Genomic DNA, 15,435 nt, shown 5'->3' with positions numbered 1-15,435 from the left:
TGGTTCCCGGGGGCTAGCGCCCGCTACTCTCGAATGCCTTCTGCACCAGGCTTTCCACGTCCATGGCGTCGATGTCCGCCGCGGGCTCCGCGGCGGGTCGGCCGCCCTGCGGCGGGATGTCGGTCGGCTCGCCGAAGAACTTCCGGTGCAGGAGGGCGGCGACCTTGGCGGGTGTCGGGTGGTCGAAGACGAGGGTGGTGGCCAGCGGCAGGTCCGTGGCTGCGGTGATCCGGTTGCGGAGTTCGACGGCGGTCAGCGAGTCGAAGCCGAGGTCGAGGAAGGGTCGTTCCTCGGGCACGTCGTCCCGGCCGGTGTGGCCGAGCACGCCCGCCACCTGATCCCGCACCAGCTCCAGCAGCGCCTCCAACTGCTGCGTCTCCGGCATCCCGGCCAGCCGCCGGTGCAGCGGCTCGGCCGCGGAGCGTTGTGCCCGCTGCGGCGGGAGGAACTCGGTCAGCAGCGGCGGCACGGGGTTCGCGCGGGCGTAGGCGCGGAGGGTCGTCGCGTCGAGGTGCAGGGGGAGCAGGTGCGTGCTGGGCGTCCGGCAGGCCTCGTCGAACAGCCGGAGGCCGTCGTCGGGTTGCAGCGGCACGATGCCGGCCTGCGTCATCCTCGCCAGGTTGACCTCGCTCAGGTCGGTGGACATGCCGCTGGAGACCTGCCACGGCCCCCAGGCCAGGGCGTGCGCGGGCAAACCGAGATCGCCCCGGTGCTGGGCGAGGGCGTCGAGGAACGCGTTCGCGGCGGCGTAGTTCGCCTGCCCCGGGTTGCCGAAGATCGCCACGGCGGAGGAGAACAGGACGAACACGTCCGGTTCGTACCGCCGGGTGACCTCGTGCAGGTTCCACGCCGCCGTGACCTTGGGGGCCAGCACCGCCGTCAGGTCGTCGGGCCGGAGGGCGTGCACCGGGGCGTCGCGCAGGACGCCAGCGGTGTGGATGACGCCGGTCAGCGGGTGTTCACCGGGAATGCTTTCGAGCAACCCGGCCAGGGCCGCCGGATCGGTGAGGTCACAGGCGGCGATCTCCGCATCGGCACCGAGTGCGACCAGGTCGGCGAGGAGCTGCTCGGCGCCGGAGGCTGCCGGTCCCTGGCGGCTGACCAGCAGCAGCGGCCCGTGGTGCGCCGCCGCGAGGTGGCGGGCGACCAGGCTGCCCAGCGCGCCGGTGCCGCCGGTGATGAGCACGGTGCCGCGCGGGTCGAGCCCGCGAGCGGAACCGCCGTCGCCCGGCTCGGCTGGCGCCAGGCGCTGGGCGAACAGCTCCCCGTCCCGGATCGCGACCTGCTGTTCCCCGTGGTGCAGCGCGGTTGCGACGGCCCGGCCGATGGTTTCGGGTGCCGCATCCGGATCGTCGACGTCCATCAGCAGGATCCGGTCGGGATGCTCGGTCTGCGCGGGGCGCAGCAGCCCCCACAGCGAAGCGGTGCCGAGGTCCGGTGCTTCGCCGGGGTGGACGGTGACCGCGTTGCGGGTGAGCAGCACGAGTCGCGAGCCCGATTCCTGGCCCAGCCAGGCTTGCACGAGGTCGAGGAGCCGCTGGGTCCGCCGACCCACGAGCGCCGGGATGTCGGCCGCAGCCGGGTGATCGCGCTGGTCGATCACGACGATGTCGTTGTCGGGCACCGGGTCTTGCCCGGGCGCGATCCAGCCCAGATCCACCGCTTCGGCCTGCTGGGCGAGGGGCCGCCAGGCGAGCCGGAACAGGCGGTCGGGGTCGGCCGGGCCTGCGGTGAGGGCCTTGAGGTCGAGCCGCACGGCCGCCACCGGAAGGCCGGTCTCATCCACGACGTCGAGCTGCACATCGGTCGGGCCGTCGTGGTGCCATGCGGCTTGCAAGCCTGGAGTCCCGGCCCGGTGGGCCTCGCCGTCGGCGATCTCGTCGTAGAAGTCCTGGAGATCGACAGCAGCGATGTCGGCTGCTTCCGGAGTGGCGCTGCGCAGGTGGCCGGATGCGTGCAGTGCCCAATCGTCGTCCCCGCAGCGTGAGTGGAGGGTCAGGGCGAGGTCGTCGTTGTCGCCTGGCGTGGCGACCAGCTGCAGCACGGTGCGGCCCTGCCGAAATCCATTGTGGATGGTGAGTTCGTCGAGCACGTGCCCTAGCCGGCTGGCTGCGTGCAGCGCCATGTCGAGGGCGGCGGTGCCCGTCAGCGGCGCGTCTTGCGCGGTCTGGCCGGTGAAGATCACCTGGCCGGTCTGCGGCACGTCGATGCGCGCGCTGAGCAGCGGATGGCCGGTGCTCTCGAAGCCCAGATCCTCGGCGCGGCTCGATGGCTGCGGTGACGCCCAGAAGTCGCGCCGCTGGAAGGGATAGGTGGGCAGGTCGAGAGTTCGGGCAGGGGCGAGGAGTGCGGCCCAGTCGGGGCTGAGGCCGGTGGTGTGGGCGTGGGTGAGGGCGGTGAGGTAGGCGGTGGTGTCGTCGGTGCCGGGTTCGAGGGTGGCGTGGCTCGGTGTGTCGTGGGCGGTTCGGGCGAGCGTGGTGAGTGTGGCGTCGGGTCCTAGTTCGAGGTGGTGGGTGATGGCGTGGTGTTGGTGGAGCCAGGTGAGGGCGGGCGCGAAGCGGACGGCTTGGCGCATTTGGCGGGCCCAGTAAGCAGGGGTGGTGAGGTCGTCGGTGGGTGTTCCGGTGACGGTGGAGATGATCGGGATCTTCGGTTGGTGGAAGGTCAGTTCGCGGGCGGTCCGTTCCATTTCGGCGAGCAGTGGCTCGCAGTGGGGTGAGTGGAACGCTCTGCTGGTGTGAAGGTTCCGGGCGGTGCGGCCCTGGTTCCGCCAGTGGTCCGTGATCGCCTGCACTGGGGCGGGTTCACCAGAGATCACTGTGGACTGTGGGCTGTTGATGGCGGCGATGGAAACGCCGCTGTGTGCGTCGAGTAGTTCGGGATGTGTCTCGGTGAGTTCTTGTTCGCTGGCGTTGATGCTGGTCATGGCGCCGTGTGCGGGGAGGGTTTGCATCAGGCGGGCTCGGGTGGCTAGCAGTGTTGCGGCGTCGGGGAGGGTGAGTACTCCGGCGAGGTGGGCGGCGGTGAGTTCGCCGATGGAGTGGCCGATGAGGTAGTCGGGCCTGATCCCGTGGTGTTCGAGCAGTCGGAACAGCGCGACTTGCAGTGTGAACAGTGCGGGTTGTGCGATGAGCGTCTGTTTGACTTCGGTGTCTTGGCCGTGGAAGACGATGTCGGTGAGCGGCCGGTCCAGTCCGAGCAGTGGGTCGAGGTGTGCGCACGCGTCGTCCCAGGCCGCAGCGAACACCGGGAACGTCTCGTGCAAGCCGCGTCCCATGCCGGGCCGCTGGCTGCCCTGCCCGGACAGCAACATGGCCACAGCGGGCTCGTCTACCGCGATACCCCTCGCCGTGCCGGTGCTTCCTCCTTGATGAGCCAGGTTCTTCAACCCCGTCAACAGTTCCTCGCGATCACCGCCGACAACAGCGGCGCGGTGCGAGAAGGCGGTCCGCGCGGTGGCCAGCGACCACGCCACCTCGACGGGCGACCAGCCCGGGTCCTCCATCAGCCGGGAGTGCAACTGTTCCGCCTGTGCCTCAAGAGCTTCCGCAGTCTTCGCGGAGATGACCCAAGGTGCGAGCCCGCCGCCAGGATCAGCGGTCGCCGTGCGCTCCACGGCCTGGGAAGGCTGTTCGAGGATGAGGTGTGCGTTGGTGCCGGAGACGCCGAAGGAGGAGACGGCGGCGCGTCGCGGTCGGCCGGTCTCCGGCCAGGGCTGGGGTTCGGTGAGAAGTGTGAGTGTTCCGCTGCTCCAGTCGATGTGCGGTGAGGGTTCGTCGGCGTGCAATGTTGCGGGCAGTTCTTCGTGGTTGAGTGCCTGCACGGTCTTGATGACGCCTGCAACGCCTGCGGCGGCCTGGGCGTGGCCGATGTTGGACTTCAACGACCCCAGCAGTAGGGGTCTCTCGGCGCTGTGGTGCTGGCCGTATGTGGCCAGCAAGGCTTGGGCTTCGATCGGATCGCCCAGCGATGTCCCGGTGCCGTGGGCTTCGACGGCATCGACATCGGCTGGGGTGAGTCCGGCGTTGGCGAGTGCTTGCAGGATGACGCGTTCCTGCGACGGACCGTTGGGCGCGGTCAAGCCGTTGCTGGCGCCGTCCTGGTTGACGGCGCTACCGCGAACCACCGCGAGCACGCGGTGGCCGTTGCGCTCGGCGTCGGAGAGCCGCTCCAGCACCACCACCCCGACGCCCTCGGCCCAGCTGGTTCCGTCGGCCTCGGCGGAGAACGCCTTGCAGCGCCCGTCTTTCGCCAGCCCGCGCTGGCGGCTGAACTCGATGAACACGTCCGGCGTGGCCATGATGCTGGCACCTCCGGCGAGCGCCAGGCTCGACTCGCCGGAGCGCAGCGACTGGCACGCCAGGTGCATCGCCACCAGCGACGACGAGCAGGCGGTGTCCACGGTCACCGCCGGGCCCTCCAGCCCCAGGATGTACGCGATGCGTCCAGACAGGACGCTGGCCGTGGTGCCGGTGCCGACGAACGGCTCCAGCTCGCCCGGCGTCGGCTTGCGCCGCAGCACCGCCGCGTAGTCCTGGCCGTTCGTTCCCGCGAAGACGCCGGTCGGTGTGCTCCGCAGCGTCGCCGGGTCGATTCCCGCACGTTCCAGGGCTTCCCAGGAGGTTTCCAGCAGCAGCCGCTGCTGCGGGTCCATCGCCAGCGCTTCCCGCGGGCTGATGCTGAAGAACTCCGGATCGAACGCCGCCGCGTCGTGCAGGAACCCGCCGCTGCGGACGTAGGTCCTGCCGACGGCGTCCGGGTCGGGGTCGAAGATCCCGGCGAGGTCCCAGCCGCGGTTCGCCGGGAACGGCGTGATCGCGTCGGTCCGGGAGCCGACCAGGTCCCACAACCCCTCCGGCGAATCCACGCCGCCGGGCAACCGGCACGCCATGCCCACGATCGCGATGTCCTCGCCCGCGGCCGCCTGAGCGGTAGCGGGTGCGGCGACCGGCGCCTCGGGCGTGAGCCGGCCGAGGACGTGGTCGGCGAGTGCCGTGAGCGTCGGGTGGTCGAAGGCCAGCGTCGCCGACAACCGCAACGCGGTGCTCTTGGCGAGGCGGTTGCGCAACTGGACCGCGGTGAGCGACTCGAAGCCGAGTTCCTGCAGCGGCCGGTTCGCCGGGACCGCGGCCGGATCGGCGTGCCCCAGCACGGCGGCGACCTCGCCGCGCACCAGCTCCACCACGGCCCGGCGCCGTTCCTTCTCGGGAAGGCCGGTGATCCGCTCGCGCAGCGCGGAGTGCGGCTCGTCGGAGCTCGCGGCCACGTCGTGACCGGCATCGGCGAGGCCGGCGAAGCAGCGAGACGCGTTCGACGCGACGAACCGGTTCCAGTCGACGTCCGCGACGGCGACGACGTGGTCGTCGTTGCCGATGGCCTGCCGCAACGAGGCGATGGCCAGCTCCGGGGACATCCCGAGCAGACCCCGCCGCCGCGCGGCCTCGACGTCGTCCGAGCCGTCCCACGGGCCCCACTCGACCGAGACCACCCGCAGCCCAGCGGCCCTGCGTCGACGCACCAGCGCGTCGACCCAGGCGCTGGTCGCGGCCCCGGCCGCGTAGCCCTCGGCGCCCCAGGCATCGGTCACGGCGGAGAGCACGACCAGCGTTTCGATCCGCCCGTTGACCAGCAGTTCATCGAGGTGGGCGAGCTCGATGATCGAGCGTCGCAGCTCCGCTTCGACGTCCGCCGCGTCCGTGGTGGCCAAGAGCCCCGTGGCCGTTTCGCCGGGAACGATGTGGACCACCGTGCGCCCGGAGTCCGAGGTCGTGGCAATGCCCTGCTCGCTCAGCAGCCCGGTCAGGCGCTCCACGCCGGGCGAAGCCCCGGTCACCTGGACGGCTTCGTCGGGCTGCCAGGCGGAATCGGCAGATGCGGGCACCCGGGCCAGCCGCGCGACGTGGGCGCCTGCCTGCCGGATGGCGACCTGGTCCTCCGCGCGGTCGGAGAGGATCGTGGCGAGGGACGCGGCGGCGCGGCGGTCGGGGCGCAGGGGCAGGTCGACCAGCCCGCCCCAGCGGTCGGGGTGTTCGAGCGCGATCACCCGGCCCACGCCCCACATCGCCGCGAGCTCGGGGTTGGGTGGCTCGTCGTGTTCGTCGACGCCGACCGCGCCGCGCGTCAGGCACCACAACGGGGCCGTGACGCCTGCGTCGCCGAGCGCCTGGACGAGCGTGATCGTGGCGGCGACCGCGCCGAGCAGCGAGACGACACCCGTCGGGGCTTCGTCTCGGAGGAGGTCGGCCAACTCGCTCCGGGAGGGTTGATCGTCGATCAGGATCGGGTGCGCCTCGGCCCCGGTCATGGCCCGCGTGACGGTGTCGAGCACGTCCCGGTCCGTGTCGTGCGCGCTGATGATCAGCCAATTCCCGCGCAGGACAGGGGGATTCTCCGAGGTGGGTGGTGCGGGGTGCCACTGGACTTCGTAGCGCCACGAGCTCAACGTGACCTCGTCGCGCCGACGCCGCCGCCATGCCGACAAGGCGGTCACGACGTCGTGCAGCGGGGTCTCGGGGGCGATGTCGAGGGCCTTCGCGACCGCGCCCGGGTCGTTGTCCTCCACGGCGGTCCAGAAACCGGCGTCGGAGCCGATCTCGGCGCGGTCGTCCGGCGGGTCGAGCCAGAAGGACTGGCGCTGGAAGGCGTAGGTGGGCAGGTCGACGGTCCGGGCCGGGGTGAGGACCGCGGCCCAGTTCGGCGAGAGTCCGGTGGTGTGGGCGTGGGTGAGGGCGCTGAGGTAGCCGGCGGCGCCGTCGACGCCGGGTTGCTGCGTGGGGAGGCTGAGCGTCTCGTCGTGGCTGGTCAGGGCATGGGTGGTGAGGGTGGTGTCGGGCCCGAGCTCCAGGTGGTGGGTGACGTTGTGGTTCTGGTGGAGCCAGGCGAGGGCGGGCGCGAAGCGGACGGGCCGGCGTACTTGTCGGGCCCAGTAGGCCGGGGTGGTGATGTCGTCGGTGGGGGTTCCGGTGACGGTGGAGATGATCGGGATCTTCGGCGTGCGGTAGGTCAGCTGGTCGGCGGTGCGTTCCAGTTCGTCGAGGAGGGGCTCGCAGTGGGGTGAGTGGAACGCGCGGCTGGTGTGCAGTTCGCGGGTGGTGCGTCCCTGGTTTCGCCAGTGCTCGGCGATGGCGTGCACGGGATCGGGGTCGCCGGAGACCACTGTGGACTGGGGACCGTTGATCGCCGCGATGGAAACGCCACTCTGTGGGTCCAGGAGTTCGGGATGTGTCTCGGTGAGTTCCTGTTCGCTTGCGTTGATGCTGGTCATGACGCCGTGTGCGGGGAGGCTTTGCATCAGGCGGGCTCGTGCAGCCAGCAGTGTTGCGGCGTCGGGGAGGGTGAACACTCCGGCGAGGTGGGCGGCGGTGAGTTCGCCGATGGAGTGGCCGATGAGGTAGTCGGGCCTGATCCCGTGGTGTTCCAAAAGCCGGAACAGCGCGACTTGCAGTGTGAACAGTGCGGGTTGTGCGACGAGCGTCTGTTCGACCTCGGTGTCTTGGCCGTGGAAGACGATGTCGGTGAGCGGCCGGTCCAGTCCGAGCAGCGGGTCCAGATGCGCGCACGCGTCGTCCCAGGCCGCAGCAAAGACGGGGAACGCCTCGTGCAGGCCGCGGCCCATACCCGGACGCTGGCTGCCTTGCCCGGACAACAGCATCGCCACGCTCGGATCGCCCGCTGCGACACCTCGTGCCACGAACGGGCTTTCCCCGCTGCGGGCGAGGGTTTCCAGTCCGGCCAGGAACTCCTGGCGGTCATCTGCGAGAACGGCGGCGCGGTGCTGGAAGGTGGCCCGGGTGGTGGCCAGTGACCAGGCCACCTCGACGGGCGACCAGTCATCCCGGTCGCGGAGCTGGGCGTGCAGTCGTTCTGCTTGCGCTGTCAGGGCTTCCGGCGACTTCGCTGAGAACACCCACGGAACGATTGCCGAGGGATAGTTGTCCTGTGTGGACTCCGCCGGTGGTGCCTGTTCGAGGATGAGGTGCGCGTTGGTGCCGGAAACGCCGAAGGAGGACACGGCGGCCCGGCGCGGCTGGTCGCCTTCGGGCCAGGGCTGAGGCTTGGTGAGCAGTGCGAGCGCTCCGCTGCTCCAATCGACGTGTGATGAGGGTTCGTCGGCGTGCAGCGTGGCGGGCAGTTGGTTGTGCTGGAGGGCTTGGATCATCTTGATGACGCCCGCGACTCCGGCAGCCGCTTGGGTGTGGCCGATGTTGGACTTCAGCGAGCCCAACCACAGCGGCCGTTCACCAGTGTGGTGCTGACCGTAAGTGGCCAGCAGTGCTTGGGCTTCGATGGGATCGCCCAGCGATGTCCCGGTGCCGTGCGCTTCGACGGCGTCGACATCGGCGGGCGTGAGTCCGGCGTTGGCGAGCGCTTCCAGGATGACGCGTTCCTGCGAGGGACCATTGGGTGCGGTCAGGCCGTTGCTCGCGCCGTCCTGGTTGACGGCACTTCCCCGGATCACGGCCAGGATGCGGTGACCGTTGCGCCGCGCGTCGGAGAGCCGTTCCAGCACCACGACCCCGGCGCCTTCGGCCCAGCCGGTGCCGTCGGCGTCGGCGGAGAACGCCTTGCAGCGGCCGTCCGGCGCCAGCCCGCGCTGGCGGCTGAACTCGATGAACGGGGTCGGCGTGGCCATGACGCTGGCACCGCCGGCCAGTGCGAGCGCGGATTCGCCGGAACGCAGCGACTGGCACGCCAAGTGCATCGCCACCAGCGACGACGAGCATGCCGTATCGACGGTGACCGCCGGGCCTTCCAGACCGAAGGTGTAGGACACCCGGCCCGAGGCGATGCTGCCCGCACTCCCGTTGCCGAGGTAGCCCTCGAACTCCGGGAGCACCCGGCCGGCGAGCCGCCCCGCGTAATCCTGGTAGATCACGCCCGTGAACACCCCGGTTCGGCTGCCTGGCAGCGAGGCCGGGTTGATCCGCGCGTGTTCGAGCGCTTCCCACGACGTTTCGAGCAGCAGCCGTTGCTGCGGGTCGATCGTCGCGGCTTCCCGGGGGCTGATGCCGAAGAACGCGGCGTCGAACTCGTCGGCCTCGTGCAGGAATCCGCCGCGCCGGGCGTAACTGGTGCCCGGGTTGTCGGGGTCGGAGCTGAAGAGGGTGGCGAGGTTCCAGCCGCGGTTGGTGGGGAAGCCGGTGATGGCGTCTGCGTTGCCGGCGAGGAGCTGCCACAGCTCGTCCGGGGAATGGACACCGCCGGGCAGGCGGCACGCCATGCCGACGATGGCGATGGGCTCGTCGGACGCCGAGGCGCGGGCCGGGGCGGTGATCTGCTGCGCTCGGGGGAGGAGCCGCTGGCGGAGGTGGGCGGCGAGTGCTTCGGGCGTGGGGTGGTCGAAGGCCAGCGTGGTGGGCAGCCGCAGGCCGGTCGCCGCGGCGAGCCGGTTGCGCAGTTCGACCGAGGTGAGCGAGTCGAACCCGAGGTCCAGGAACACGCGGCCGGCCGGAATCGAATCGGCCCCGGAATGCCCGAGAACGGCGGCGGCCTCGCGCCGGACGACCTGCAGGAGGGCTTGCTCGCGCTGGTTGTCGTCGAGACCGTCGAGGAGCTGTTCCAAGGTCCGGTTCGCTTCGCCCGAACGCCGCTTGGCGGTCTGCCTCGGCTTGAGATCGCCGAGAATCGGCGGGGCGTCCCGAAGCCTCGACGTGTCGAGGCGGAGCGGGACGAGGAACGGCGCTGGCCGTCGGCACGCCGCGTCGAAAGCGGCCACGCCGCCGTCCGGATCGAAGGGCAGGGCGCCGATGCCCGCCATGCGTTGCTGGTCGGCATGCGTGAGGTGCCGGGTCATGCCGTCGCTGGTGTTCCAGGGGCCCCAGGCGAGGGACTGGGCGGTGAGTCCGTGGGTGTGGCGGTATTGGGCGAGCGCGTCGAGGAAGGTGTTGGCGGCGGCGTAGTTGGCCTGGCCGGGGTTGCCGAAGATTCCGGCTGCTGAGGAGTAGAGGGCGAAGAAGGCGAGGTCGTGGTGCTGCGTGGCGAGGTGGAGGTTCCAGGCGGAGTCCACTTTGGATTCCACAACTGCGGCGAGCTGTTCCGAGGTGAGGGCGTGCAGCGGTGCGTCGTGGAGTACGCCGGCGGTGTGGACGACGCCGGTCAGCGGTTGTCCGGCGGGGATGCTGTCGATCAGTTCGGAGAGCCGGTGCGGGTCGGTGACGTCGCAGGTGGCGATGGTGACCCTGGATCCGAGTTCGTCGCGTAGGGCGTCGGCGTTGGGGGAGGCAGGGCCCTGGCGACTGGCCAGGAGGAGGTGGCAGTCGGGGTGCTGCGCGGCGAGGTGCCGGGCGAGAACGCTGCCCAGCGCGCCGGTGCCGCCGGTGATCAGGATGGTGCCCCGCGGATCGGGCACCGCGGGAACGGTGAGCGCGAGCTTGCCGATGTGACGTGCGTTGGCGAGGTAGCGGAACGCCTCCGGGGCCTGCCGGATGTCCCACGCCGTGACCGGCAACGCGGTGAGCCGCCCGCGTTCGAAGAGGCCGGTGAGATCGGCCAGCATGCCCTGCATGTGGGCGGGATCGATCTCGGAGAGGTCGAAGGCGTGGAAGTGCGACCCGGGATGTTCGCCGGGGTCGCGGAGGTCGGTCTTGCCGAGCTCGATGAAGTGCCCGCCCTCGTTGAGCAGGCCCAGCGAGGCGTCGAGGAGTTCCCCGGTGAGCGAGTTCAGGACGACGTCGACCGGTGGGAACTGCGCCGCGAAGTCCGGCGTGCGGGACGAGGCGATGTGATCCGCGGGAATGCCGAGTTCGCGCAGGAGAGCCCACTTGGTGGGGTGGGCGGTCGCGTAGATGTCGGCGCCGCAGTTCTGGAGGAGCTGGACGGCGGCCATCCCGACCCCGCCCGCGGCGGCGTGCACCAAGACCTTCTGCCCGGGCTGGACGGTCGTGAGGTGGTGCAGGGCGTAGTAGGCGGTCAAGAACACCGCAGGAGTTGCGGCGGCCTGGGCGAAGCTCCACCCGTCGGGCACCGGCGCCAGCAGCCGGTGGTCGGTGACCGCCAGCGGACCCATCGAGCCGGGCAGGACGCCCCACACCCGGTCGCCGACCCGAATGCCGGGCACGTCGCCGGCGACCTCGGTGATCACCCCGGCGCCTTCGACGCCGAGCGGCGGAGTCCCGGGGTACATGCCGAGGGTGTTGAGGACGTCGCGGAAGTTCACGCCGACCGCCCGCACCGCGACCCGCACCTGCCCGCCCGCAAGCGGTTCCTGCGCCTCCGGGAACTCCGCCAGGCGCAGATTGTCGATGCTGCCGCGCTCCGACACGTCCAGTCGCCACGACACCGAGTCCGGGGCCACCAGCTCGTTCCGCGAGTCGGCGCGGACCAGCCGGGGCACGAACACGGCATCGCCGCGCAGCGCGATCTGCGCCTCACCGTGGCTCAGAGCCGCACCGACGGTCCGCCGCAGCTCCTCGTCGCCGGTGGAGTCGGTGTCGACGAGCACGAAGCGGTCGGGATGCTCGTTCTGCGCTATCCGCAGCAGGCCCCACAGCGGGCCGGTGACCAGGTCCGGAACCTCGCCCGGCTGCACCGCCACGGCCCCGTGGGTCACCAGCACCAGGCGAGTTCCGGCGAGGTGCGGTGCCGCCAACCAGGCCTGCAGCTCCGCCACCACCCGCTGCGACACCTCGCCGACGCGCCGCGCGACGTCGTCATCGGCGGCGAGGCCGCGCTCGTCGAGCACCGCGATGTCCGGAGCCGGTTCGCCGGATGCCACGGCATCGCTCAGCGCCGCCACGCCCGAGTCGATCAGCGCCCAGCACGACTGCGGGGCGTCGGTGTCGTCGAACGCCTGCGGAACCCAGTCCAGGCGCAGCAGGCCGTTGTCCTCCGGGACCGCGTTCGACACGCGCCGAAGTGCGAGCGATTCGATGGTGGCGACCGGAAGTCCATCGTGGTCGGCCAGGTCGAGCTGGAACGCGTCGGTCCCGGCATGCCGGAGGTGGACCCGAAGACCGGTCGTCGCGGAGCCGTGGATGCGCACGCCCGACCACGAGAAGACCAGGCGGGCTCGGCGATCCTGCGAATCGACGCCGATCAGCCCGGCGTGCTGCGCGGCGTCGAGGAGTGCGGGGTGGACCGCCCAGCCGCCGGTGCCGTGATCGTCGGGGAGCGCGACGTCGGCGTAGATGTCGTCGCCGTGCTGCCAGGCGGTGTGGAGCCCTTGGAAGGCCGGGCCGTAACCGAAACCGTGGTCGGCGAGGCGGTCGTAGAGGTCGCTGACGTCGACCGGCGCCGCACCCGCCGGCGGCCAAGCAGCGAGGTCCACAGTGGATGAGGCCTCGGGAGCGGTGGCGAGCGTGCCGGTGGCGTGGCGCGTCCAGACCTCTTCCGTCCCGGGAGCACGGGAGTAGAGCGCGACGGTTCGCCGACCGTCGTCCTCGGCGCTGATGGCCATGTGGAGGGCGACGTGTCCGTGGTCGGGGAGTTCGAGCGGCGTGTGGAGGGTGAGTTCTTCGACGGCGCAGTCGAGTTGTGCGGCGGCGTGCAACGTCATGTCGAGGAACGCGGTGCCGGGGAGCAGGACGTTGCCCTGGACGGCGTGGTCGGCGAGCCAGGGGTGCGAGTCGAGCGAGACGCGCCCGGTGAGGGTGGTTTCGCCGGTCTGCGGTGTGGTGATTCGCGCGGTGAGCAGGGGATGGCCGGTGGTGGTCATGCCGAGCTGTTCGGGGCGCCCCGCCGTCGGCGGGTTGAGCCAGTACCTCTCGTGCTGGAACGCGTAGGTCGGCAGGTCGAGAACCCGGCTTCGCGGGAGGAGCGCGGCCCAGTCGGGGTTGAGGCCGGTGGTGTGCGCGTTGGCGAGGGCGGTGACGTATGCGCGAGTGTCGTCGGTGCCGGGGTTCAGCGTGGCGTGGCTGGGCGTGTCGTGAGTGGCGCGCGCGAGAGTGGTGAGGGTGGCGTCGGGCCCCAGTTCGAGGTGGTGGGTGACGCTGCGGTTTTGGTGCAGCCAGGCGAGGGCGGGCGCGAAGCGGACGGCCGTGCGCACCTGGCGGGCCCAGTAGGCCGGGGTCGTGATGTCGTCGGTGGGAGTTCCGGTGACCGTGGAGATGATCGGGATCTTCGGCGGGTGGAAGGTCAGCTCGCGGGCGGTCCGTTCCAGCTCGCCGAGCAGTGGCTCGCAGTGCGGTGAGTGGAACGCTCTGCTGGTGTGGAGGTTCCGGACGGTGCGGCCCTGGTCCCGCCAGTGACCGGCGATGGCCTGCACCGGATCTGGATCACCGGTGACCACTGTGGACTGCGGGCCGTTGACCGCGGCGATCGAAACGCCGCTGTGCGCATCGAGCAGTTCGGGATGTGCCTCGGTGAGTTCTTGCTCGCTCGCGTTGATCCCGGCCATGACGCCGTGCGCGGGGAGGTTCTGCATCAGCTTGGCCCGTGCAGCCAACAAGGTGGCCGTGTCCGCCAAGGTGAGCACCCCGGCGAGGTGGGCGGCGGTGAGTTCGCCGATGGAGTGCCCGATGAGGTAGTCCGGGCCGACACCGTGCTGTTCCAGCAGCCGGAACAACGCCACCTGGAGCACGAACAGCGCGGGCTGCGCGACGAGTGTCTGCTCGACCTCAGCGGGCTGCCCGTGGAAGACGATGTCGGTGAGCGGCCGGTCCAGTCCGAGCAGTGGGTCGAGGTGTGCACACGCTTCGTCCCATGCCTGTGCGAACACCGGGAACGCCTCGTACAGTCCACGTCCCATGCCGGGCCGCTGGCTGCCCTGCCCGGACAACAACATGACGATGCCCGGGTTGTTTGCCGAAGCGCCATGCGTCACCGCAGCGCTTGTCTCGGCACGGGCGATGGCTTCCAGCCCTGATAGCAATTCCTGCCGATCAGCGCCGATGATCGCGGCGCGGTGCGGGAAGTGGGTGCGGGTCGTGGCCAGCGACCGGGCGACCTCGGCAGGCATCCACCCGTCCCGGCCGCGGAGATGGGCGTGCAAGCGTTCTGCCTGTGCTTCAAGAGCCTCTGGTGTTCTCGCCGAGATCAACCACGGCAGCACTCCAGCCTTGGTCTCCGTTCCCTCGGCCGGTTCGGCGGCCCCTTGAGGCGCCTGTTCGAGGATGAGGTGTGCGTTGGTGCCGGAGACGCCGAAGGAGGAGACGGCGGCGCGTCGCGGTCGGCCGGTCTCCGGCCAGGGCTGGGGTTCGGTGAGCAGCGCAAGACTGCCGCTGCTCCAGTCAATATGAGGCGAGGCTTCGCCGGCGTGCAATGTTGCGGGCAGTTCGTCGTGGTTGAGTGCCTGCACCGTCTTGATGACGCCTGCAACGCCTGCGGCGGCCTGGGTGTGGCCGATGTTGGACTTCAACGATCCCAACCACAGCGGACGTTCAGCGGTGTGGTGCTTGCCGTAGGTCGCCAGGAGTGCCTGAGCCTCGATGGGGTCGCCCAGCGAGGTCCCGGTCCCATGGGCTTCGACGGCGTCGACGTCGGCGGGTGTCAGTCCAGCGTTGGCGAGCGCTTCTTGGATGACACGCACTTGCGATGGCCCGTTGGGTGCGGTGAGGCCGTTGCTGGCGCCGTCCTGGTTGACTGCGCTGCCGCGAATGAGCGCCAAGACGTGATGTCCGTTGCGCTTGGCGTCGGAGAGCCGTTTCAGCACCACGACCCCAGCGCCTTCGGCCCAGCCGGTGCCGTCGGCGTCGGCGGAGAACGCCTTGCAGCGGCCGTCCGGCGCCAGCCCGCGCTGTCGGCTGAACTCGATGAAGATCCCGGGCGATGCCATGACGGTCACTCCGCCCGCCAGGGCGAGCGTCGATTCCCCGGATCGCAGCGACTGGCAGGCGAGGTGCATGGCGACCAGGGAGGAGGAGCAGGCGGTGTCGACGGTGACCGCCGGGCCTTCCAGCCCGAGCGAGTAGGCGACCCGGCCGGACACCACGCTCAGCGCCTTGCCGGTGAGGAAGTAGCCCTCGAACCCCTCCAGCGGCTCGCGCAGCGGCGGGCCGTACTCCGGCAGCACCGTTCCCGCGAACACCCCGGTTCGGCTGCCGCGAAGACCGCCGGGGGCGATCCCGGCGTTCTCGACGGCCTCCCACGAGGTCTCCAGCAGCAGCCGCTGCTGCGGGTCCATCGCCGTCGCCTCGCGCGGGCTGATCCCGAAGAACGCGGCGTCGAAAGCCGATGCGCCCCGGAGGAATCCGCCGTGCCGGACGTACGACTTCCCGGCGGCGTCCGCATCCGCGTCGTACAGCTCGTCCAGGTCCCAGCCGCGATCGGCGGGGAACTCCGAGATCGCGTCGGTGCCGGTGCGAACCAGCTCCCAGAGCTCGTCCGAAGTGGTGACGCTGCCGGGGAAGCGGCATGCCATGCCCACGATCGCGATCGGCTCGGCCGCGTCGTCCTCCGCTGCGCGCAGCCGGTTGCGCGTGTCGTGCAGCTCAGCGGTGACCCGAGCGAGCAGGTGTCGCATCTGATCGTCGGTCGTCATGCGCAGCAACCTCTTTCTGC

1 protein-coding gene is annotated in these 15,435 nt (G+C 70.7%); it reads right to left on the bottom strand.

Annotated elements, in window-relative coordinates; genetic code table 11:
- Positions 1 to 13 precede the first annotated feature (13 nt).
- Positions 14 to 15,424 carry an SDR family NAD(P)-dependent oxidoreductase gene (locus tag BLW84_RS48630; RefSeq protein WP_425441816.1) on the bottom strand — a complete coding sequence of 5,137 codons (15,411 nt, stop codon included), beginning with the start codon at positions 15,422 to 15,424 and terminating at the stop codon, positions 14 to 16.
- Positions 15,425 to 15,435 lie beyond the last annotated feature (11 nt).

The sequence above is a fragment of the Saccharopolyspora shandongensis genome (assembly GCF_900106995.1).
GTDB classification, from domain to species: Bacteria; Actinomycetota; Actinomycetes; order Mycobacteriales; family Pseudonocardiaceae; genus Saccharopolyspora; species Saccharopolyspora shandongensis.
Note: the sequence above shows the minus strand (reverse complement) of the source record. Positions and strands in the feature narration are given on the sequence as shown.